The organism is Microbulbifer sp. ABH2_005, assembly GCF_056160005.1.
In genome coordinates, this window is sequence record NZ_JBSWWI010000001.1 from 2168976 (window position 1) to 2190948 (window position 21973).

Sequence of the window (21973 nt, forward strand, 5' to 3'; positions counted from 1 at the left end):
AGACCGCGTAGTCGACGATTTCTGATTTGAATTTTTTTGAATGGGAGTTCAACGTGAGACTAAAAGACCTTTTGCCCAGTAAGCTCGGTTTTGGTAGTGCACCTCTTGGCAATATGTTTCGCCAGATTCCAGATGCAGAAGCCTTGGAAACGGTAGAGACAGCTTGGGAGAGCGGCATCCGATACTTTGACACTGCGCCATTTTATGGAGCAGGCCTGGCGGAGATGCGTTTAGGTGAAGCACTTTCCAGATTTCCACGTGAAGACTATGTGATCAGTACCAAGGTCGGTCACTTGATCCTGGATGAAGTGGAGGAAAAAACCAATCAGAGTACGCAAGATACGCGGGATATTTTCAAGTATGGCCGGCCCAACAAGGTCGTTCATGATTACTCATACGATGCAACAATGCGCTCAATTGAGGGCAGCCTCAAGCGGCTAAATACTGATCGTATTGAAATTGTATGGGTTCATGATGTGGCCCAGGATTTTTATGGTGACCAATGGCTGGGCATATTTGAAAGTGCGAGAAAAGGGGCTTTCGTTGCCCTTGATAAGCTGCGTGATGAAGGCGTTCTTCAAGCCTGGGGGCTGGGGGTGAATCGAGTGGAACCCATTGAGCTGCTACTCGAACTTGAGGAGCCCCGCCCCGATGGATTCTTACTCGCTGGCCGCTACAGTTTGTTGGACCACTCCAAAGCCCTACAAAGAGTGATTCCTCAAATTTGCGAGCGTGGCCTGGGTATCGTAGCTGGAGGCCCGTATAGCTCAGGCGCTCTGGTTGGCGGTCCCAATTTTGAATATGCCCCGGCACCAGAATCCATATTGCAAAAAGTTGCCAAGATCAAAGCGATTGGCGAGAAATACGGAGTGAGTAACAAAGCCATCGGGCTGCAATTTGTCCTAGCCAATCCAGCGGTCGCCGCAGTTATACCGGGCGCCAGTAAACCCAGTAGGATCAAAGAAGATATTGAAGCTTTGGAAACTGATAATCCAAAGGCACTCTGGCAAGAACTACGCAAAGAACACCTTGTCGACGATTCCGCTCCCCTGCCAACTGGGAAATAAGTAACCAAAGTATCCAGACTTTCTGGATTAGCTCAGAGCGATTTACGGCTCATAGGTTGGCTTTTTGGAAGGCTTACAGCTCCAAAAAGCCACGTCCGAATCAGCAACCACCCGCATAGCGGGTGGTATGGTGATATCCTCCAAAGGGGGTTAGTTACAACCCCGCCAAATGCATCTGCTCTTGACGGCGCTCTTCATGATGTACTCTTGAATCATCTTCTCATTGAGCCCCACTGTACTAACGCAGCATCCCCAGGCCCAAAAGTGTCTTCCTGAAAAATTTCTCTGTGCATGTTCGTGTTTTCGAAATATCTGGATCGCAGATTTCCCTTTCAAAAACCCAACCCTATTGGAAACACTGAACTTCGGAGGAATTAATCACATCAAAAAAAGAAACTGTACAGATAGCCAGCCGTTACCGCCATCCCTAAAACGACAGTCAAAAATGCGGCTATCATTTGAGTTTTGAAAATCGACTTCAGCAATATCACTTCCGCCAGGCTGGCACCGGCACTACCGATAATCAGTGCCATGACTGAGCCCAGTGCCATTCCCTTTTGTACCAGTCCGGCACTCAATGGAATGACGGCTGAGGCGCGAATATAGAGAGGAATACCAATCACAGCGGCGATAGGTATCGCATACCATTTGTTCTCACCGGCGTAGGCCACGATCAGATCGGTAGGCACAAACCCATAAATAAAGGACCCTAGGGTAATTCCAATCAGCAGGTATGATAGCGTCTTCTTAAAGTCCTTCCAGGTGGAGAGCCAGATAGTTAACCAGCGGCTAGGTTCCGCAAGCTCAGGCTGAGTTTTGCTTTCGCAATTGTTTTTCCCTGACTGATTTACCGAGCAACTGCCAGCTACCGCCGTTTTTTCAATTCCAGGCCCTGTTACTGATGCAAGTAGAGGAGCCCCTTGGGCAGCAAAACTTGAAGTAGTTTCCCGTTCAGGCAAGCCACTACTCATCGCAGGCTGGGCCTCACTGTTCTTGGAGCCCGAGTTACAACCTATGGACTCCAGGTAAGCTTCATCGCGAACAAACCGTTCAAAGCCAAGCTTCTCCAAAAGAAACCCAGCCAAGACTGAGACTGCCATGGCAAGCGTGAAATAGAGGATGGCTACATTTAGCCCGAAAGTGACGACCAACAGGCCAATAACTATAGGGTTTAGCAGGGGGCTGGAGAATAGAAATACCACTACTGGACCAAATCCGGCTTGAGCCCTTAACAAGCCTTTAATGAATGGGATCGTAGAGCAAGAGCAAAATGGAGTGATCACGCCGAGGAGTGCCGCAATAAGGTACCCCTTACCTCTTCGTGAACTCAGTGCCGCTTGAACCCTGTCAGGAGAAATGTACTCCTGCAACACCCCCACAAGGTAGCTGATTGCTAGAAACAACACTGTCAGTTCGACTGCGAGGAAAGCAAACATGTTGAGTGCCTCCTCCAGCATGGTGACTAACTCGGCAGACATCATAATAACTCCTCCTAAGAATAACTATATTTCTAGAATTATCGAATCATAAGGCACAGTCAAGTTATTTCTAGAAGTATGGAAATATTGATTAGGGCCGAATCGTCTTAATCAATTTGGCAACCTTCCAGCCTCAGGACCTGACCAATTGGTCAACATGTTTGAGCCGTTAGACTTGGCGGACAGCGCCCCTAGGTTTGGCTATTTTCAGGCGAAGAAAAATGGATCAGGCAACCGATGTTTAGCTAGCAAAAAAGAGTAGATAAAAAGGAGAGCAAATAGACTGAGGGGGGCTGGAGGAAGGCTCGACAAGAGGGATTCACCTCACTCCGGCTTACTACAGCTATCGGCCTGGCCTGCAAGGTCATCATTGCAACATTCATCTTGTAAAAAATTGATAACACCCACTAAGCGCTGATATTCAGCCACACAATACAGAGTGCGACTCTCGCGCCGTTGAGTGATCAAACCAGCAGAGACCAAGCTCGCGATATGGTGAGATAAAGTGGACCCAGGGATGTCGAGCTGCTCCTGAATGCTACCCACGGGAATCCCAGGGTTACCCGCTTTAACAATCTTTTTATAGATTAATAACCGGGTCGGGTGACCCAGTTCTTTTAAAGCTTTGGCTACCTCATCAATTCCCATTTCCACAACGCCCTAAATTCTAGATTTATCGAAATATAAACAATTGAGGGGCAAAGTGAAAGTTACTGGCTAGCACTCAGCAAAGTTCTGGGTATTTCCAATACGCACAGGAATACTGGAGCTCAATTTTTCTGGGCTCTCGTTCGAGAGCCCTCAAGTTAAGAAGGCAATGTGCGCACCACCATCAACCGCTCCTCCGTCATATCCTGAATAGCCCAACGCACCCCCTCTCGCCCTAAGCCTGAATCTTTCACTCCACCGTAGGGCATATTATCTACTCGCCAACTAGGCACATCGCCAATCACTACGCCGCCCACCTCCAGGGTATCCCAGGCTTTTTGGGCTCGATACAAATCACGGGTGAAGATCCCGGCCTGTAAACCAAATGCACTGTCGTTGACCTTCTTCAGCACCTCATCGAAATCATCAAAAGGCTCCAGTATTGCGACAGGACCAAAAGCTTCCTGCTGCACTACGTTGCAGTCACTGGGAACATTCTCCATTAACGTTGGCTCAAGCATGGCGCCATCGCGATTGCCACCGCATAGGAGAGTCCCTCCCTGTTCAACCCCTTCTTTAATCCAGTTATGCAATCTTGTCGCTTCGCCTTCGGAAATCATTGGCCCGATAAAAGTCTGCTCGGATTTTGGATCGCCTTTTTTTAGCTTCTTAGTGCGCTCCAACAAGCGCGCCTTCAGATCTTCATACAAGCTGAAGTGCCCATAAATTCTTTGCACTCCGATACAGCTCTGGCCCGATTGATAAAAAGCCCCAAAGATTAAGCGCTCTACCGCATCCTCCAGGTCGGTATCACGATCGATCACACAGGCGGCATTGCCGCCCAACTCTAAAATCACTTTCTTGCGCCCTGCCCTGGCTTTCAAATCCCAACCAACGGCAGGAGAGCCGGTGAAGCTGAGTAATTTAAAGCGATCATCCACGGTAAACAGGTCAGCACCTTCGCGATGACAGGGCAGCACCGAGAAGGCACCCTTGGGCAGATCGGTCTCCGCCAGCACCTCTGCAATAATCAGGGCACCAATGGGTGTTCTACTCGCAGGCTTGAGCACAAAGGGGCAACCGGCAGCAATGGCGGGAGCCACTTTATGGGCCGCCAGGTTCAGCGGAAAATTGAACGGTGAAATAAAAGAGCAGGCCCCCACGGGAACACGCTTAACAAACCCCCGATAACCCGCGCTGCGCTTGGAGATTTCGAGATTCATTATCTCGCCATTGATACGCACAGCCTCTTCCGCTGCTACTCGGAAGGTATCAATCAAGCGGGAGACTTCCCCACGGGAATCGTGAATTGGCTTACCCGCTTCAACACACAGGGCCTCGGCCAGCTCTTCGAATCTTGTCTGAAAGCGCTGCACACAGTGATCCAAGACGTGCTGGCGCTTGTAGGGGGGCAGCGCGGCCATGGGTTTTTCCGCTAGCAGGGCCCAATCGATAGCGCTGTCGATCACCTTGGCATCCGCCATGGCAACCCGTGTTGCCACCTCGCCGGAGTACTTATCTGTCACCTCCAGCTCGGTATTGGCATAGACGGCTTCGTTGGCCAAGTAGTAGGGGTATGCTTTCTGTAACATCGATGCCTCCAAGTGGCGTTCACGGTGAGCATCGACATCGAAACCCGCTCGATCAATCACGAGGGTATAGGTCACCCAGGGCCAGATAGCAACTGAGAGAATTGTGAAGACTTTGGTGGGTGGGACTCGGGCGAAGAGAGTTAGATAAGCGCCACCAAAACAGGCTTGGTGGCGCTGTAGAAGACTGTTATTTACTGGCCTATTTCTCCGTCAGCCACATGCCTTCGGGTTCGTAGTTGAACTTTTTATAGGTCTTTTTCTTCGTGGACGGGTTGTCTGACTTTTTGTCGATGTTATAGACAGTCCAGTTCAACTCGCTGTGGTTGAACTCAATCACCGCATAACCATAGATATCGCTGACGAAATCCTTGATGTGAGGGTTATTCACCTGCACTCCGCCATTGAGCAGTGAAGTAAATACAGCACCCACATCGCGCCCTCTCTCCACCGTATCGTTGAGATTTGGCGAAGAGATCGATGGGGTCATCAGTTCAATGCCCACCAGGTTATCGTAGTTCCAGTTGCTGACCTTATTGAAGTTTACCTTCAGGTAAGAGGCGATACTGGTGTGTAGGTCCCCGGTCAACACAACAAAATTATCGACATTGCTGTCTTTGACACTGGAGAGAATTTTTTCACGCTCCCACTGGTAGCCATCCCAAGCATCGTAATTGGCAAAAACTAACGGCTGACCGAGTGCCGTGCCGGCCAGTTGCGCCAACAGGGTCTGGTTGCCCCAAACTTTCCAGCGCGCATTTGAATTGACGATGCCATCAATCAACCAGTCGCGCTGGGTTTTACCCAGCATGGTCTGGGATTTCTTTTCGTAGTCGGTGCACCAATAGTTTTGCCAGGCGGTGCCGTCTTTGCAGGGCTCTTTGGTGCGGTAGGTGCGGCTATCGGTCATATATAAATCGACCAGGTCACCAAACTGGAAAGAGCGATAGATCTGCAGGTAGTCAAAAGCGTGGCTGGCCGCTTCATCGACCTTCACGCGCGCCGGCACATACTCAATCCAGGCTTGCTGTGCATCCCGGCGTAGCTGACGCAACTGCTCGGGGTTGTTGTCACCGGTTTGGTAGGGATGGGATGGCACGCCGAGGGTATCGCGATCGTAATCCCAGTAGGCGTTGTCTGCGGTTTCGTGATCATCCCAGGTGATGATAAAGGAATGCATCTCCATCGCCCGCTGCAGGTTTTTATCCTTGCGGTATTCCCGGTAAATATGGCGGTAGTCCTCGAGATCCATAGCCACCGTCGCACCGGAAGGCAGGCTCAGGGGGTGGACAATGGCATCCTCAAAACCTTCGTACTGTGCGTACTCATAGATAAAGTCCCCCAAGTGCAATACACAGTGCACATCTTCATCTGCCAGGTGGCTGTAGGCGTTGTAATAACCCGTGGTGTAATCCTGGCAGGTCACCACCGCCATTTTGATACTTTCCAGCCCGCCGGTAGGCAGGGTATGGCAGCGCCCGGTGCGGCTGCACAATGTGCCGTACTTAAAGCGATAGTAGTAACGCTGGTTGGGAGATAGATAGCCTTCCAGGTCAATGTTTACGGTGTAGTCGCGATCCGCACTGATATCCTCGGCATGGATTTCGGCGCTCATCACCGGCTGGGTAAATGACTCATCCAGGGCCACATCCAAATACAGCGTTTGACCGGGCACAAAGGCGGCCGGGTTGATGTGGGTCCAGAGCACCACACCCGTTTGGCTGGGATCACCCGAGGCCACGGACAAATCGAAAATCAGGCCATCCTGATCGATGTCATAGCCCGATGGACTGCCGCTCAGATTAAAGCGTGCGTAGGTTTCACTACTGCTAGACGCTAGAGAACGGACGGTAAATGGTGTGAGCAGCGCAAGCCCCATTGCCTGAACGAATGTGCGACGAGAGACGGTCATAAACCCCAACTTCCTGTTGTTATTTTGAATTCGAATAATGTGAATTGGCGCGCATTCTATAGAAAAGCGTACCAACAAAGAAGTCAGTCTATTCTACGTAATGTTACTTTTTGATGAAATTTTATCTATTAATACACCAAGGATGTAATGAATGTCACTTTTATCTGTTTTGACAGATGCTGTAGTACAGCTTAATAAATCGACTGGAATTGCCCTTCATTGCTCACTTTTCTCTCCTTAAATGCTTCCACCTCAAAGCAATTTCAGAGGCTAATAACTGATCTACTGTATTAGAAACCCCTTCCACCGCAGGACAAACTTCATGCGAGATGTCGCCATTGTCGCCTACTGTAGAACCGCTATCGCCAAGGCGAGACGCGGCGCCTTGAATCAAACTCATGGCATTCCTATGGCGGCACACGTCATCAAGGAAGCGATAAACAGATCAGCCTTGGACCCGCAGGAAGTGGAAGATGTGGTGCTGGGCTGCGGACTACCTGAAGGAGCAACCGGCCACAATATCGCGCGCAATGCCGCCCTCTTTGCTGGCTGTGGCAGCGGGGTACCCGGTATCACCATAAATCGCTACTGCGGCTCGGGCCTGAATGCGGCCTCAATCGTGGCGAATCGTATCGCCGCCGGGGAAATGCAGATCGGCGTTGCCGGTGGGGTGGAAAGTATCAGCCTCGTCCAGTTCAGCCTGAACCTGAATCACTTTGTCTATGAACCCCTGCAGCAGCAAATCCCCGCGGTCTGGTGGACCATGATCCAAACCGCAGACTTCGTCGCCAACAAATTTGCCATCAGCCGTCAGGCACAAGATGCCTATGTGGTGGAATCGCAAAAAAGAGTGGCAGAAGCCCACAAAGCGGGGAAATTTGCCGAGGAAATCGCCCCCTTTGAGGCGGTGATGTCGGTATTGGATAAAGGGAGCGGGCAAGTCTCAGAAAAGACCGTACTGCTTGCGGAAGACGAAGGCCCCCGCCCCGGCACCACGCTTGAGGGCTTATCGGCTCTGGAACCGGTCAATGCCGGCGGTACCGTCACTGCGGGCAACGCCTCACAGCTCTCTGACGGAGCCGCAGCGGTGGTCATGATGGATGCCGAGCTGGCTGCAAAAAAGAACTTGCCTATTCTGGGCCTGTTCCGCGGCATGCAGCTTGCTGCCGTGGCCCCCGAGGAGATGAGTATTGCCGTGGCGCCAGCCATCAAACGCTTGATGACGCATCACAACCTCTCGATGGGCGAGATAGATCTGTGGGAGCTACACGAAGCCTTTGCCGTTACCACGCTCTATAACCAAGCGGAACTGGACACCCCATGGGATATTACCAACGTTAATGGCGGTGCTATTGCCCTGGGCCATCCCTACGGCATGTCCGGTATTCGCTACTTGGGCTCTTCCCTGTTGGAGCTCGAGCGTAGGGATGCGCATAAAGCGATTATTGGAGTCTGTACCGCCGGTGGCATGGCTACTGCGGCTTATCTGGAGCGCTAAGCGGCTCGCTATTGGGGTTCGCAAGCGCCCTATTTCAGGCATTGCCAGTTTTCTGCATGGCATGCTGCCTCACAAGTCTGCAAATGCTGCTGGCCTTGCCTTGGCACCTTCTATTGGTACCTTCTCTTGGCGTCTTGCTCATCTCAACCTATCGTATCTTCCAACCTAACGTTTCTTTAGGTGCGCGGTCGCCATGGTCGTGCCCTACAGAAGCAGACAGTCGACCCTAATGACCACCAGGTTAGCCTCACAGCTGGAGGAATAACCATGTTTAGGCTCAGAGAGAGCCATTGTCACGGCGATAGTTACAGCAAGAGTTACAACAAACCTAACAACGAGAGTTGCGACCAGAGCTACGAATATAGTGGCATATACCGTTGCGACTATTCACTGAGCTACCGGTCCCCTATGCAGCCCAAAATCTCCGTCAAAGGTGAACGCCACCAATGATGGAGACAGTGCATGACGGCTTCACCTTCCTGTTCGCACAGAGCCGGGGCGCTCTGTTTATCATGTTCTGGATTGTGATTTTTCTGGAGCTCCCACGTTATATCTTCTCGTTTTTTACTGCGGTTTTCTTTTTCAGTTCGAGGATCGAGAAAGAGGTGGACCTGGAAAAAATCGGCAAAATTTCGGTCATTATTGCCGGTCATAACGAGGAGGAATCGATCGAGAAGTGTGTGCACAGTCTCTGGGCCCAGAGCGTCAAACCCTATGAAATTATTGTGGTCAGCGATGGCTCCACCGATGGAACCAGAAAAGTCATGTCCAGCCTACTCACCAGGGGACTTATTCAGGGGGCCCATGCGACAGAGCTTAGAGGTGGCAAGGCCTCCGCACTAAACCTGGGAATACGCTTTTGCACCGGCGACATCGTGATCACCGTAGACTGTGATTGCTCCTTTGAACACCACACCATGAAGGAAGTGTTACTCCCCTTTGAAGACCCCAAAGTAGGCGTGGTATCCGGCAATGTCTTTGTCCGTAACCCCCACGACAACCTACTCACCGCATTTCAGACCATCGAATACATTGTCAGTATCTCCCTCGGCAGGCATGCGCTGGCCATGATCAGGCAAATGTGCTGTGCATCCGGTGCCTACAGCGGGTTCCGAAAAACCGCAATTGACCAGATTGGTGGCTTTGACTCAGGTGGTGGCGAAGACCTGGATATTACCTTCCGTCTGCGCAACTACGGCTGGGATATCGCCTTCGCCCCAGAGGCGATCTGCTATACCGATGTACCCACCAATATCCTGACCCTAATTCGGCAGCGGCTGCGCTGGGAGCGGGATGCGGTGCGTTTGCGTTACCGCAAGTACGCCCACTTTATCAATCCTCTTAAGCGCCGAATAAAATTCGAAGAGTTCTTTCACCAATTTGAGTTTTTGATTTTTAATGTGATCGCTGCTATCGCTTTGCCGATCTATTTGGTCTGGCTCTTTGTGAGTTACGGCAGTAATGCCTGGTTTATTCTAATTGGTGCCCAAATAGTACTCATCATGCTGGATTGCCTCACCTTTGCACTCGCGGCCTATGCCACCTATAAATTCAGTACTTTTCCACTCTGGCCCTTTCTTATTGGCTACAGCATCCTCTATGTGAACTTGATGCGTGTAGTACGGCTCTATGCCTACGTACAGGAGTGGATCTTCAGAACCTCCTATGCCGACTCTTTCGCCCCTTCTAAAGTACATCGGGTCAGGGAGTAACCTCCCTGAAAAACCTCAGTCCGCCGCCACAAAAATTGCTGGAGATCTTACGCTCAATTCATTGAAGTGCTTATTTTCTGACTGAATCTGGCAAATGTAGTCAGTCATTCAGAGCGGTTATGACTCCTGGCGATATCCCTATGTAGGACCACAAGCTCTGCGTTATTGGGATAGCCCAAATCTCTCCGATTGACTGGCGCCATACACCACTTGGTCTATGGTTTTCTTAAGGCGGGGATTTTCCTGCCAAAAATATGATCAAGGCACAACCGGCGCAAGGTTGCCCTTTTTACAGGAGGGTTTGCCATCTCCTTTCTCAGCGATGCATACAACTACTATCGCTGGCCCAGCGACTTCAATACGGTGCATCCAGGCATTGAGAAGTGTGATGCCCTGGTGGTTGAGGAGCCCATGACTCCGCAATGTATTGAAAAGCTCTGGAACAGCCAGATAGGTCTGCACCTGCTGCCGGTGATTGACTTAACGGGCACACTGGGAAACAGGGCGGATCTGGATGCCTCCAATACCCTCAAGGCAGACCCTGTGGAATATGGCAAGCTGATCGACTCTTTTAACTTCCGCCGCTCCCAGCTGCACCCGGACTTTCAAAACCCCCAGAACGATGACGACAAAATCCTGGCCCGTATTTTTGTCTCTGGGGTAAGTTTGACCCCAAATTACCAGCCAGACTCGCGCACCACAGTGTCTTTCAACACCCTGTTAGATTCCGAAACGGTGTTGCACGAATGCGAAAAAATGATGACGGCCGAATTACTGGCCGGTAGCTTTTTTGACCGCCGGCATATTTGTAACGGCTGCAGTGCCTCTCAATTTAATGTGCGGGAAGAGTGCCCGGAATGCCGATCACCGAATTTAAGGGAATCCTTTTACCTGCATCACTTTAAGTGTGCCTACTTGGGGCCGGAAGATGACTTCCGCCAGGGGGAGTATTTGATCTGCCCCAAGTGCAGAATGGAAATGAGCCATTTCGGCAGTGATTACGACAAACCCGGTACCATTTTAATCTGTAATTCCTGCGGCAAGTCCAGTTCAGAAACAGAAGTGGGCTTTTTATGCCTGAACTGTGACACCCATATTGATGGCGACTCGGTAAAAACCGGGGATATCTTTAAATATAGTCTCACCGAAAAAGCGGTTCACTACCTACACGCCGGCCATGCCTTTCTGGAGCTCACCCAGCAGAGCCCCATTTTTGCTGGGCTTCCCTTCGAGCTGATAGTGGTCTTAAACAAAGAACTGAAGAAGTGGAAAAACGAAGAGAGTGAGTTCGCCCTGCTCTGCATCAAATACGAAAATGAATATCTGGTGGAGCAAGAACACGGAAACCGCCAGTTCTTTCATAGTCGCAATCAGTTTTTCCAGAGCCTAAGCCACTCCTTAAAAAAAGTCATGAAGGGGGAATACCCGGTTACCGCAGCCAAAGGCAGGCTCGAAGATTTTATCCTGGTGAGCCATATCAACCAGAAAGACCTGTACACCTTTAGTGAAGAGGCTGGTCAGAAAGCGGCGAATTCTCTACGCCTGGATGTGGAACCTATCCTGCAAGTCTTCGGTCCCGAGGATCTGAGTTAATGTGGGAGCAAATACAAGACGGCTACTACTACCTGATCTCCCAGAGTTACTTAACTCTGTTTCTGATGCTCTGGGTGTTGGTTATTTTCGAGATCCCCCGGTACCTTTTTTCATTTTTTACCGCCTTAACATTTTTCAGAAAAAAACCGAGGTTTGAGGTAGATATAGAAAGCTTGGGGAAAGTGTCGGTAATTATTGCCGGGCATAACGAGGAAGATGCCATAGAGAAATGTGTGCGCAGCTTATGGGAGCAAAGCCACCCTCCCAATGAAATTGTAGTAGTGAGCGATGGCTCTACAGACGGAACAAGAAATATTTTACGTCGATTGCTCAAAGAAAGGCTTATTCATGGTGCACATTCAACAGAGTTACGCGGAGGGAAGTCTTCTGCCGTAAATCTAGGGGCACGATTCTGCAGCGGAGATATCATCATAAATGTGGACTGCGACTGCTCCTTTGATTATCACGCGATCAGGAATGTCTTATATCAATTTGACGACCCCAAAATAGGAGCAGTTTCTAACAGTATCCTTGTGCGCAACTGGGGAGTGAACCTAATTACAATATTTCAAGCCATTGAATATAGTATTAGTATCAGCCTTGGAAAGCATGCACTGTTCATGCTGGGACAGGTAACTTGTGTCTCAGGGGCTTTCAGTGCATTTAGAAAAACAGCTTTAATCCAAGCTGGCGGCTGGGATTCCGGCGGAGGTGAGGACCTGGATATTACATTGCGCCTACGCCATTATGGTTGGAAGATTGGGTTTGCAGCTGACTCTATTTGTTATACCGATGTGCCCACCAGTCTGGTAGCGCTGGTTCGGCAGCGGTTTCGCTGGGAGCGGGACTCTATTCGCCTGCGTTATAGAAAATACAGCCACTTTATCAATCCTCTTGAGCACCGTATAAAGCCCAAAGAGCTATTCCACCAATTTGAGTTCCTGCTCTTTAATGTAATCGCCATCTTGGTGCTACCAATTTATCTGGCTTGGCTATTTTTTACTTATGGAACTAACGGATGGTTTATTTTAATAGCGGCCCAGATGATCCTTATAATAATGGATATTATTACCTTCACTCTAAGCGCTCTCTCCACACCAAAATTTAAGGCATCCCCCATTTGGCCCTACCTGCTGGGGTACAGTATTTTGTACGTTAACCTGATGCGTATTGTCCGACTCTATTCTTACACTCAAGAGTGGATATTTAAAACCTCCTATACCGACACCTATTCACCTTCGAAAGTGCATCGTGTTCGGGAGTAAGTTGTATGAGAACTATACGAAAACATATTCGCCCGGATAATATGGCCAGTGAGGTCCGCCCCCATCACAGCGCCATAGGGCGGCGCATCTATATCGGGGTATTGATATTATTTGCCCTGGGCATTCTCCGCTATTTGTTTGGGGATTTGTTTATCCTTAAAGGGGATGGGCTGGTCCTTAGGGATTATGCGGCCGTAGAGATGGGTTACATTACAAAAGTGACCGCCGTGGAAATCGATGAGGGCGAGGCGGTTAAAGAGGGGCAACTACTCCTTAAAATAGAATCCATGCAATTACTGGAGCGTCTGGCAGATCTCTCCAGCCGCCAAGCCAACCTGATACAAATTTCTGCCGAGTTTACCCTGCTTTCCGAGACCGCCAAGCAACTTCTGGTTCCAGCAGAACACCGCAAGCAAGAGATAGAGGAGATCCTAGCGCGAATCAATAAGCTAGCCGACAAGGGTTTTGTCAGCAAAATTACCTACCAGGAGGTTCTCAGGGATAATTTTGAAGCAGGCCAGGAACTGGTGAAGATTCAGGTGGAGAGTTCCACGCTAGACCAGAAAAGAAAAGCCGTAGATGCAGCGATTGAGGTAGCCGGTAGAGCGTACAAGAGGTTAAAAGAGCACTATGACGATGGCCAAGTACACAGCCCGGTAACAGGTATAGTCGGGGCTATGGTTCCCTCCGTAGGGGATGTCTACAGGGAGGGGGAGCCATTAATGCAAGTGTATTGGGGAGAACCCTATGTTCTTGCCTATATGCCCCGCCGGTATATGCTCGCTATCCGACCGGGAATGGTTGTCACCCTTAAGAGTGGGCGTTACAAAGACAAAGGTGTGATCTCTGAATTACTGCCAATTTCCGATCAGCTACCGGAAGAGTTTCAGAATACCTTCAAACCCCAAGAGCGCAACCAGCTCGCCAAAATTGTACTCTCAAACCCGGAGAAATTTCCCTTGTCTGAAAAAGTGACAGTCACCCTGGAATTAAACTGGAAGGATATCTTTGTAGAGAATTTTATGGAATAGTGATCTTTACAAATTGAAAAGCATTTTAATTAAGCACTTACCGCTCTGCAGATTCGCCAAGAGCATTTCTCAGCCAATCAGGTAGGCTTATTTTTTCCTTAGTTTCAACCGATAAGGTGACATAGGTAATCGTCGCAGTAAAAGCCAGCTGGTCGGGATTGAGGTAGGCTCCCACCTCAAGAGTAAAAGATTGGTTGCCGACCCTGGATACGCTGACTTTTATTTCTAACTCCTGATCCCAGGTAACCGGAGTGAGAAACTCCAAATTAAAGGCCCGCACCGGGGTCACAAATCCCCGCTGCTGCATAGTGGTGATAGCCGGGCCACCAAAAAGATCCGACAATGCATCATGCGTGGCTTCCAGGGCAAAGTTCGAAAACCTGGGGGTATAGACAATGCCCGCTGGATCGCAGTCTCCAAACAAAACCTTGCGTCTGACGGTTATCATTAGATTTTCCCTCTACCAAAAGCCCGGCCAGCATTCTATGTCAGCCAGCCCTGCGGCATCCTGCCAAAGCAAGTAACCATTTCGACCACTCTCACTTTAGGCATTTATTGCTCGGCACTCATAAGCGTTAGCAGGGTCACTTCCGGCGGCACAAGAAACCTTACCGGCAGGATACTGGTGCCCACCCCAGGGCTGACATACAGGTGTTTACCCTCTTCGACAATATGGCCTATCGCATAGCGCTGCCCGTAGCGGGAAGGCACGATCGGGCGGCCAATCATTGGCAGATATACCTGCCCACCGTGGGTGTGGCCGGCAATCGTCAAGGCAATAGATTGGGGTATCTGGGGAAAAATATCGGGGTTATGGGTGAAGGCCATGACCAGTTCATTTTCTTCAACAGCGGCCATTGCCTGGTCGATATTGTGTGGCCCCTCCCAAAAATCACTGATGCCGACTAAGCGGAAAGTACAGTCTTCTGTGGCTATCTTGGTGGAGGCATCTTCCAGCACCGGGATTCCCTGCTCAGAAAATGCCCGCGCTACCCGGCCGGGGTCCAACCACCAGTCGTGATTGCCCAATACGGCAAAGACACCCAACGGCGCCTTAAGCCCGGCAAGTACCTCGGCAGCACGTTCAGGGGTGACAAAAGAGCCTCCGAGCACACCCTGAATCACAAAATCTCCGGGTAGCAGCACCAGGTCCGGCTGGCTGGCATTCACTTTGCGAACCAATGAACGCAGGCTATCCATCCCTCTGTAAGGGGAGCCAACATGCAAATCCGCTAATACCGCAATTCTTAAATCGCTACAGGCGGCAGGCCAGGTATCCAGGCGTAGCGTTTGTTCATTGATTCGGAAACTCCTGGGCTCGGCGAAAAATGCCCAAGCGGCGAGGATAAAACCCACCGTTAGAATCAGAAGAAATAGGATGCGAGACTTTCTTAACAACTTTCTCAATGAGAGATTCTCGGTACAGATGATTATTTAAGCGTTGATTTATGTATCGTGACATTCACAGTGAGAGAGCTCCCGCACAATCTCACAGGAGTCGGTATAACCGGGGCCGGCACACTGGCTGCGCAGGGCCAACAAACTTTCGCGCAGCTGTTCTAGCAATGCCATTTGGCTGTTTACCCTTTCAATATGCTCATCGACCAGGGCATTGATTTCACCACAATGCTCCTTCGGCCGCTCCCGTAGTCTTAACAGATTGCGTATATCCTCAAGGGGCATATCGAGTGAACGGCAATGGCGAATAAAGCGCAACTGCGCCAAGTGCTCTTCGGAGTAAAGGCGGTAGTTACCCTCGGACCTGGACGGTTGCGGCAGCAGGCCCACCTGTTCGTAGTAGCGTACCGTTTCCACCTTACAGCCTGCCCGCTTGGCGGCCTCCCCTATCCGGTACTCCATGCTGGCGCCCCCTTGACTCTATAGTTACTAGAGGGATTGTAATGCTGGCTCACTCATTGGGCTATTCGAGAGATAATCATGGGAAAACAGGATTCCACTTGTGGCTGCGGCACCAACGATGAACCCCAGCAACAACCCGTCGATAGTGGCGCAGGAAAGGAGAGTGAAAGCTCTCTCTTCTCGATCACCAAGATGGACTGCCCCACCGAGGAAAGCCTGATCCGCGCCAAACTCACCCCACTGGAAGGGATCTACAGCCTCGACTTCAACCTGGTGCAACGCACCCTGCGGGTGGGGCACGCTCCGGGTATGCAACAGCAGATTTTGGACATACTCGCCCCGCTGGATCTGGACGCCAGGATCGCCTCCCCATCAGATACAGAAAGCGCACCGCCAGCCGCAAAAGCCAATTGGTGGATTCTGGGTGCGGCGGGATTGGCGGCACTCGCCGCTGAGTTGGTGTTCTGGTTGCAGGGAGGGAATAACTGGCTGGTAATGCTTCTTGCGCTTGGCGCCATTGCCGGCGGGGGATTATCCACCTACAAGAAAGGCTGGATTGCCCTCAAGAACCGCAACCTGAATATGAATGCGCTAATGTCCATTGCGGTCACTGGCGCACTTTTGATTGGACACTGGCCCGAGGCGGCCATGGTGATGGTGCTGTTTACCCTGGCCGAGCTGATTGAGGCCAAGTCGCTGGACCGTGCCAGAAATGCCATTCGCGAATTGATGGACCTGGCTCCTGAAACTGCCACAGTGCTTGAAGCTGATGGCCAGTGGCGTGAAGTGGATGCCAAAACCGTTTCCCTCGGTGCCACTGTCAGGGTCAGGCCCGGCGAACGCATTGCACTGGATGGCGAGGTGGTAAAAGGCAACTCCGCAGTAAACCAAGCTCCAATTACCGGTGAAAGCCTGCCAGTGGACAAGACAGCGGGAGATGGCCTCTTTGCCGGCAGCATTAATGAATCCGGCGCACTGGAATACAAGGTGACCGCCACCGCCAACGATGCAGTGCTCGCCCGAATTATCCACGCGGTAGAGGAAGCCCAGGGCAGCCGTGCCCCCACCCAGCGCTTTGTGGATCAATTCGCCCGCTGGTATACCCCCCTGGTGTTTGTGGTAGCCCTGGCCACTGCGCTGATTCCGCCGCTGTTTTTCTCCGGCGCCTGGATGGAATGGATTTACCGCGCGCTGGTATTACTGGTTATCGCCTGCCCCTGTGCCCTGGTCATAGCTACCCCGGTCACCATTGTCAGCGGCCTGGCCGCCGCTACAAAACACGGCACATTGATCAAGGGCGGAGCTTATCTCGAAGAGGGCCGCCGCCTGCGCTGGCTGGCCCTGGATAAGACCGGCACCATCACCCATGGTGCGCCGGAAGTCACCGATTTTGCCCTTATAGACAGTACAGATGAGCGGCAAATCAAGCAGCTTGCCGCCAGCCTCGCCCACCGCTCCGATCACCCGGTTTCCAAGGCTGTGGCGGACTTTCTCAATTTAAGTGAGGGAAACTTGCAAGAAGTAGAGGCTTTTGAGGCCCTAGCCGGGCGGGGAATTCGCGGAGAAATCGAAGGCACCGGCTACTACTTAGGCAATCATCGCCTGGTGGAGGAGTTAAAAGTCTGCAACGCTGAACTCGAGGATCGGCTCTCCAAACTGGAGTACCAGGGTAAGACTGTGGTGATGCTGGTGGATACGAACGGCGTTCTGGCCCTATTTGCCGTGGCCGATACCGTAAAGGAATCCAGCCTCAAGGCCATTGAGGAACTCCACCAGCTGGGGGTGAAAACCCTAATGCTGACCGGCGACAACCAGCACACTGCCGATGCCATCGCCCAGGAAGTAGGCATAGACCGGGCCCTGGGTAACCTGCTCCCCGAAGATAAACTGCGCGAAGTGGATGCCCTGGCGGGCCACGGGCGTGTCGGTATGGTCGGCGATGGCATTAATGATGCCCCTGCCCTGGCGCGAGCCGATATCGGCTTCGCCATGGGCGCTACCGGCACCGACGCCGCCATAGAAACCGCCGATGTTGCCCTGATGGATGACAACCTGGGTAAGATCGCCAGCTTTATCCGCCTCTCCCGGACTACCGCACATATTCTCTGGCAAAACATCATCCTCGCCCTCGGCATCAAAGTGATCTTCCTGGCACTCGCCTTTGCCGGCGAAGCCTCTATGTGGATGGCGGTATTTGCGGATATGGGCACGAGCCTGCTGGTGGTATTTAATGGGCTGCGATTGATGCGGAAGTGATAGGATTTTTGAGTTCGAGCTAACTCGGCCATCTACATTTGCCAGATACATTTGTTTTACCAAGCACCCTGCAATGTCAGGGTGTCATCACATGGTTCAATTATTTTCTATCCACTACATTACTGGCAGCAGCCTTCAGGCAAAACATTTCCTGCAAGTAATCTAAAAACAAACGAACCCGATTAGGCTGAAATTTTCGACTGGGGTATACCGCATAGATTCTCAGCACTGGAAATTCTGCATCGAGCTCTATTGGGATCAGTTTACCTTGGCCAATTAGTTTTTCTACCATGATCCTAGGCAACAACCCTATTCCCATACCACGGGCAATAGCATCGCGATGGGTGTGCGTTTGGTTCAGCACCAACCTCCAAGGCTGGCTGAATTTACGAATTCCCTTTGCTGTTACCAGCGGCCAGCTATTCCCCAAGCGGGTTGCACCAAAACTCAGGCAAGCATGTCCCGACAAATCTGCCAGTGTTTTAGGGGTTCCATGTTCTCTTAGATAGGTGGGGGCAGCGACTAAGACAAATGGGGTTTCTGCAAGCTTTCGCATTATTAAAGAGCTATCTTCCAGAGAGATCGCCATTCGGATAGCGATATCAACATTGGAACTTACAAAATCCGTTCTGTCGTTATCCAGGGAAAGATCAAATAGAACGTCGGGATACTTTGCTTGAAAGCTTTCAATAAGCTCCAACAGGTGAGGAGAGCCCAAACCTTCCGGTGCGGAAATGCGAATAATGCCACTGGGTGTTTGAGCGCTACCTCCGGAAACGACCTGCTCTAATGAGACCAGCTGGTCAAGCATTTCCTTACAACCCTGATAGTAAAGCTGGCCGGCTTCGGTAATTTCCATAGCCCTAGTGGTGCGATTGATCAAACGCAAGCCAAGTAGATTCTCCAAGTCGGCCACGTGACGCCCAACAATTGCGGGGCTAATGCCTTGATCATCCGCAGCTGCAGCAAAACTGCCCAGTTCCACCACTCTGCAAAACAGAGCCATCTTTCTCAATTTGTCCATTCGGTACTTTAAGTAAATTCTATTATTACTTTAGCTATGATTATTTTAATTTAAGTATTGATTATATTGCGCTCTAAGATAAACGCTATGGACTTTTTGGAGCCCCTAGCCGTTAACACCAGTATCAACAGGCCCGACCAAACTGAACCCTTGGAGCTGAACGATGAGATCGAAGCATATTACTCCTGCCAACGCCCAATCCCTCAAGGTTGAAGGCGGTGAGACAACACTGTTTCTCGCCACGGCTGCCGACACCGCAGGACGTGTCACAGTGTCTGAGAGTTGACTGCCGAAAGGCAACGGTGCGCCATGGCACTACCACGACATAGATGATGAGATTTTTTATATCGTTTCAGGTGAAGTCGAGTTCGGTGTCAACGATGACGAGTTTATTGCTACTGCCGGAGACCTGGTGATAGCCGGCCCCAAGGTGCATCGCAGATTTAAAGCACTGACAGGCAGCCGACTCGTAGTGATCAATGCACCGGGAGGACCAGCGGAGGCCTTTATGCACGATGTATCCAATTTATCCGATGCGCCGACACAAGCGGACAAAGAGCGCTTCGTTAAGCAATACGGGATTCATATCGTGGACAAGTAAATATAATTGCTTGCCAAGCCGAGTAACGCCCAATATGCAGTAACAGAAGTTTATCTCTTATATAAAATAAGAGAATGACTTTTGTCTTTGTACTCAAGACCGTAGTATTTATGCAAATCCACTAGGTCTCAAATGCGGAGTCAGAAAGTTATTGGGCGTATAAAGCCTGTTCATTAAAAAACTGCTGGCACTCAGTTTTTCAGGCTATAACCCGGTTCTATCCTGGTTCATACATATTTCTCATCCTTTTTTTAGGGCGGCGTAGTATCACTTTACTCCGACGATCTCTTTTTTAACATAAATACCCAGCCGTTTTGAAAGACGGACCAGATTGCCCCGGTCGGTAGAAAGCAATTTGGCAGCCCTGCTCCAATTTCCTTCACACTGAATCAAGATATGCTTAATAAGATCTCGTTGGTAATCTTCGGTTGCGGCTCTAAGGTTTATTGCTTCGAGCGTCGGCTCAAGGGGTTTCTCAAAGTCTGGCTGCACCGCCATATCTTCTGGAATCTCTATATGCGCTGCGGTTAGTGACACAATTTCAGAGGGAGTTGAGTTTTTTCTGGCCTTGAGTGCTGCGCGACTGATGATATGCTCCAACTCCCGCACGTTGCCCGGCCATCCGTAGCGTTTTAATTTGTTGGAGGCGTCCGCAGTGAGCCTTAGCTGGCGAAAACCCAGTTTTCTTGTGGATCGCTCTAAAAAGTAATCCGCCAGCAAGAGAACATCGTTTTCCCTCTGCGACAGCGCGGGGACCTCCAGAGGATACACAGAGAGACGGTGATATAAATCGGCCCTGAAAGCCCCCTTTGCGATCTCCTTCAGCAAGTCTCTATTAGTTGCCGCAACAATGCGCACATCCACATGCTGCACCGCATCTTTACCAACAGGCTGGATCTCACCACTTTGCAGTACCCGCAGTAGCTTGCCCTGTACAGATAAAGGCAGCTCACCCACTTCATCCAGAAAAAGAGTCCCACCATTCGCCAACAGAAACTTACCGGGGCGTTCCCGTTCAGCGCCAGTAAAAGCCCCTTTGGCATGTCCGAACAGTTCAGCCTCTGCCAATGTTTCTGTCAGGGAGGCACAGTTGAGATACACCAAGGGTTTTTCCCTGCGCGGTGATAGCCTGTGCACCGTGCGGGCAACCAGTTCCTTGCCTACGCCCGTTTCCCCAAGAATAAGCACGTTGTAATCGGACCCTGCGACCAGCTCAATATCACTGCGCAAGGTTTTCATCACCTTGCTCTCACCGATCAGTTCGCCACCATCCCGCTGAAAAGCTTCCTGGGTCAATTCTTTCACTAGCTGCTCGGCATGCTCAGCAGAAAGAGAAAGCGCTTTAAGCTCCAAAGCGGTTTTGAGTGTTGCCGCCGACAGCGCCGCAATCAGTTCGAGGGTTCGATCACTAATCAGGCTGTAGGCATCGGATGCCATGCTATCCAAGGTGAGCAGCCCCACCAGGTGATTATCGGAATAGAGCGGCAAACCGAGGCAGGAGTGCACCGGTAGGTCCCCTTCCCTATCCAGCAGCAAACCATCAAAGGGATCTGGCAGGTTGCAATCGGAAGGAAAACGTACAGGTGTTTCAGAGTTACAGATTTGAGCCAGGCGGGGATGCTCACTAACCAGGAAGCGCCGACCCAATGTGCGCCTGGCCAAGCCCTGCACAGCCAGGGGTGTGAGCACCTCACCATTCAATCCCAGCAAGGCAACCGCATCGCACTTAATGGCCTTGCGGATGGTGGAGAGCAATCGCTCAAACCGATCGCTATTGTTCAGGCTATTCGCGAGATCCAGCGCCACCTCAAGCAGCAAAGTAGAATTGATATCCACCATAACTTACCCAGTCAATAAGTTCTCATTAGATCATTATGACACAGCAATAGATTCAGTCAAAATGACACAAACCTATATTAAAGAAAACCTATCTTATTGTTTTATATAGATTTTTCAGGTTGGCACACCCTTTGCCTAGTAACTATTGAGGTTATTCAGTAATAGAGGCAAAGACAATGCTGGACACGTACTCCCTGAAAATTCGCAGACGTTTCGAACTTCTGCTCAAGGCCGGAAATCTCACCCTGTTACTTTCAGCTCCTATGCTACTGCTCACCGTCGTTATCTGTTATCCGTTCTCGCATTATTTTTCGATCCCAGCCCAGGTGGCGGGCCATATTTTTATGATTATCAGCGCAACATTTATCAAGATTGGTTACGTAAGCCGCTGTGTTGCGCAATATAACCTGTGCCAGGAAGTCCGCTGACCAGGCACGGTAGCTTCTCGCCCTCAGAGCCATTGAGCACCTTGGGGGCGACCTTACAGATTTTCGAATTTAGAGTTTCAGCTTCCACTGCCCCCTCCCTATCTCATTCCACTCCCGTGAAGCCGTTATTTCGGTGCTATCTTCTTCCCAGTGCCGACATTTATGGCACTGC

Annotated in this window: 20 protein-coding genes and 1 pseudogene; 11 read left to right on the top strand and 10 right to left on the bottom strand. The window is 50.7% G+C overall.

The annotated features are described in order from the left end of the window. The first annotated feature begins 53 nt into the window (after positions 1-53). Positions 54-1067 carry an aldo/keto reductase gene (locus ACXAFI_RS09400; protein WP_475108605.1) on the top strand — a complete coding sequence of 338 codons (1014 nt, stop codon included), beginning with the start codon at positions 54-56 and terminating at the stop codon, positions 1065-1067. Between the two features lie 150 nt (positions 1068-1217). Here the strand turns inward: ACXAFI_RS09400 and ACXAFI_RS09405 are convergent. From ACXAFI_RS09405 to ACXAFI_RS09425, 5 genes and pseudogenes are all read right to left on the bottom strand, one after another. Next, a pseudogene (locus ACXAFI_RS09405) lies at positions 1218-1442 on the bottom strand (transposase); the annotation flags it as partial. An 8-nt stretch (positions 1443-1450) separates the two neighbouring features. Then, positions 1451-2545: a permease gene (locus ACXAFI_RS09410; protein WP_475108606.1), complete on the bottom strand. Its 1095-nt coding sequence runs from the start codon at positions 2543-2545 to the stop codon at positions 1451-1453. 324 nt (positions 2546-2869) lie between these two features. Further along, entirely contained in the window at positions 2870-3193 is a 324-nt protein-coding gene (locus tag ACXAFI_RS09415; RefSeq protein ID WP_444922052.1) for an ArsR/SmtB family transcription factor, read from the bottom strand. Positions 3194-3351: 158 nt separating this feature from the next. Continuing rightward, positions 3352-4845 carry an aldehyde dehydrogenase family protein gene (locus tag ACXAFI_RS09420; protein ID WP_475108607.1) on the bottom strand — a complete coding sequence of 498 codons (1494 nt, stop codon included), beginning with the start codon at positions 4843-4845 and terminating at the stop codon, positions 3352-3354. A 139-nt stretch (positions 4846-4984) separates the two neighbouring features. Then, entirely contained in the window at positions 4985-6694 is a 1710-nt protein-coding gene (locus tag ACXAFI_RS09425; RefSeq protein ID WP_475108608.1) for an alkaline phosphatase D family protein, read from the bottom strand. Between the two features lie 322 nt (positions 6695-7016). Between ACXAFI_RS09425 and ACXAFI_RS09430 the strand changes: the two genes are divergently transcribed. The 6 genes from ACXAFI_RS09430 to ACXAFI_RS09455 all read left to right on the top strand — a co-directional run bounded on the left by ACXAFI_RS09430 (position 7017) and on the right by ACXAFI_RS09455 (position 13793). Beyond that, the gene (locus ACXAFI_RS09430) at positions 7017-8192 is read left to right on the top strand and encodes a thiolase family protein (protein ID WP_475108609.1); all 1176 of its coding nucleotides are present in this window, start codon (positions 7017-7019) and stop codon (positions 8190-8192) included. Positions 8193-8459: 267 nt separating this feature from the next. Then, complete coding sequence (locus ACXAFI_RS09435) at positions 8460-8642, top strand: hypothetical protein (RefSeq protein WP_475108610.1); 183 nt, start codon at positions 8460-8462, stop codon at positions 8640-8642. Further along, positions 8639-9904: a glycosyltransferase family 2 protein gene (locus ACXAFI_RS09440; protein WP_475108611.1), complete on the top strand. Its 1266-nt coding sequence runs from the start codon at positions 8639-8641 to the stop codon at positions 9902-9904. Before ACXAFI_RS09435 ends, ACXAFI_RS09440 begins: the two co-directional genes overlap by 4 nt. A 363-nt stretch (positions 9905-10267) precedes the next feature. Beyond that, on the top strand, positions 10268-11497 hold the full coding sequence (locus tag ACXAFI_RS09445) for a TackOD1 domain-containing metal-binding protein (protein WP_475108612.1): 1230 nt from the start codon (positions 10268-10270) through the stop codon (positions 11495-11497). Next, the gene (locus tag ACXAFI_RS09450) at positions 11497-12762 is read left to right on the top strand and encodes a glycosyltransferase family 2 protein (RefSeq protein WP_475108613.1); all 1266 of its coding nucleotides are present in this window, start codon (positions 11497-11499) and stop codon (positions 12760-12762) included. The genes ACXAFI_RS09445 and ACXAFI_RS09450 overlap by 1 nt, the downstream gene beginning before the upstream one ends. 5 nt (positions 12763-12767) lie before the next feature. Further along, on the top strand, positions 12768-13793 hold the full coding sequence (locus ACXAFI_RS09455; RefSeq protein WP_475108614.1) for an HlyD family secretion protein: 1026 nt from the start codon (positions 12768-12770) through the stop codon (positions 13791-13793). Between the two features lie 37 nt (positions 13794-13830). On the opposite strand, the gene ACXAFI_RS09460 is transcribed toward ACXAFI_RS09455, so the two are convergent. The 3 genes from ACXAFI_RS09460 to cadR form a co-directional block, all read right to left on the bottom strand. Beyond that, on the bottom strand, positions 13831-14241 hold the full coding sequence (locus ACXAFI_RS09460) for an acyl-CoA thioesterase (RefSeq protein ID WP_475108615.1): 411 nt from the start codon (positions 14239-14241) through the stop codon (positions 13831-13833). A 104-nt stretch (positions 14242-14345) separates the two neighbouring features. Next, complete coding sequence (locus ACXAFI_RS09465) at positions 14346-15200, bottom strand: metallophosphoesterase (RefSeq protein ID WP_475108616.1); 855 nt, start codon at positions 15198-15200, stop codon at positions 14346-14348. A gap of 39 nt (positions 15201-15239) precedes the next feature. Then, on the bottom strand, positions 15240-15653 hold the full coding sequence (gene cadR, locus ACXAFI_RS09470; protein WP_475108617.1) for a Cd(II)/Pb(II)-responsive transcriptional regulator: 414 nt from the start codon (positions 15651-15653) through the stop codon (positions 15240-15242). A gap of 78 nt (positions 15654-15731) precedes the next feature. Between cadR and ACXAFI_RS09475 the strand changes: the two genes are divergently transcribed. Continuing rightward, positions 15732-17909: a heavy metal translocating P-type ATPase gene (locus tag ACXAFI_RS09475; protein WP_475108618.1), complete on the top strand. Its 2178-nt coding sequence runs from the start codon at positions 15732-15734 to the stop codon at positions 17907-17909. 100 nt (positions 17910-18009) lie between these two features. Here the strand turns inward: ACXAFI_RS09475 and ACXAFI_RS09480 are convergent, their stop codons facing one another. Beyond that, a complete protein-coding gene (locus tag ACXAFI_RS09480) occupies positions 18010-18933 on the bottom strand; it encodes a LysR family transcriptional regulator (RefSeq protein WP_475108619.1) in 924 nt (307 codons plus the stop codon). A 163-nt stretch (positions 18934-19096) separates the two neighbouring features. Between ACXAFI_RS09480 and ACXAFI_RS09485 the strand changes: the two genes are divergently transcribed. Both ACXAFI_RS09485 and ACXAFI_RS09490 read left to right on the top strand, forming a co-directional pair. After that, positions 19097-19219, top strand: coding sequence for a hypothetical protein (locus ACXAFI_RS09485; protein ID WP_475108620.1), 123 nt, complete (start codon positions 19097-19099; stop codon positions 19217-19219). After that, positions 19220-19534: a cupin domain-containing protein gene (locus tag ACXAFI_RS09490; protein ID WP_475109808.1), complete on the top strand. Its 315-nt coding sequence runs from the start codon at positions 19220-19222 to the stop codon at positions 19532-19534. A 267-nt stretch (positions 19535-19801) separates the two neighbouring features. On the opposite strand, the gene norR is transcribed toward ACXAFI_RS09490, so the two are convergent. Continuing rightward, complete coding sequence (gene norR, locus ACXAFI_RS09495; RefSeq protein WP_475108621.1) at positions 19802-21373, bottom strand: nitric oxide reductase transcriptional regulator NorR; 1572 nt, start codon at positions 21371-21373, stop codon at positions 19802-19804. A 176-nt stretch (positions 21374-21549) separates the two neighbouring features. Between norR and ACXAFI_RS09500 the strand changes: the two genes are divergently transcribed. After that, complete coding sequence (locus ACXAFI_RS09500) at positions 21550-21801, top strand: hypothetical protein (RefSeq protein ID WP_152453502.1); 252 nt, start codon at positions 21550-21552, stop codon at positions 21799-21801. Positions 21802-21973 lie beyond the last annotated feature (172 nt).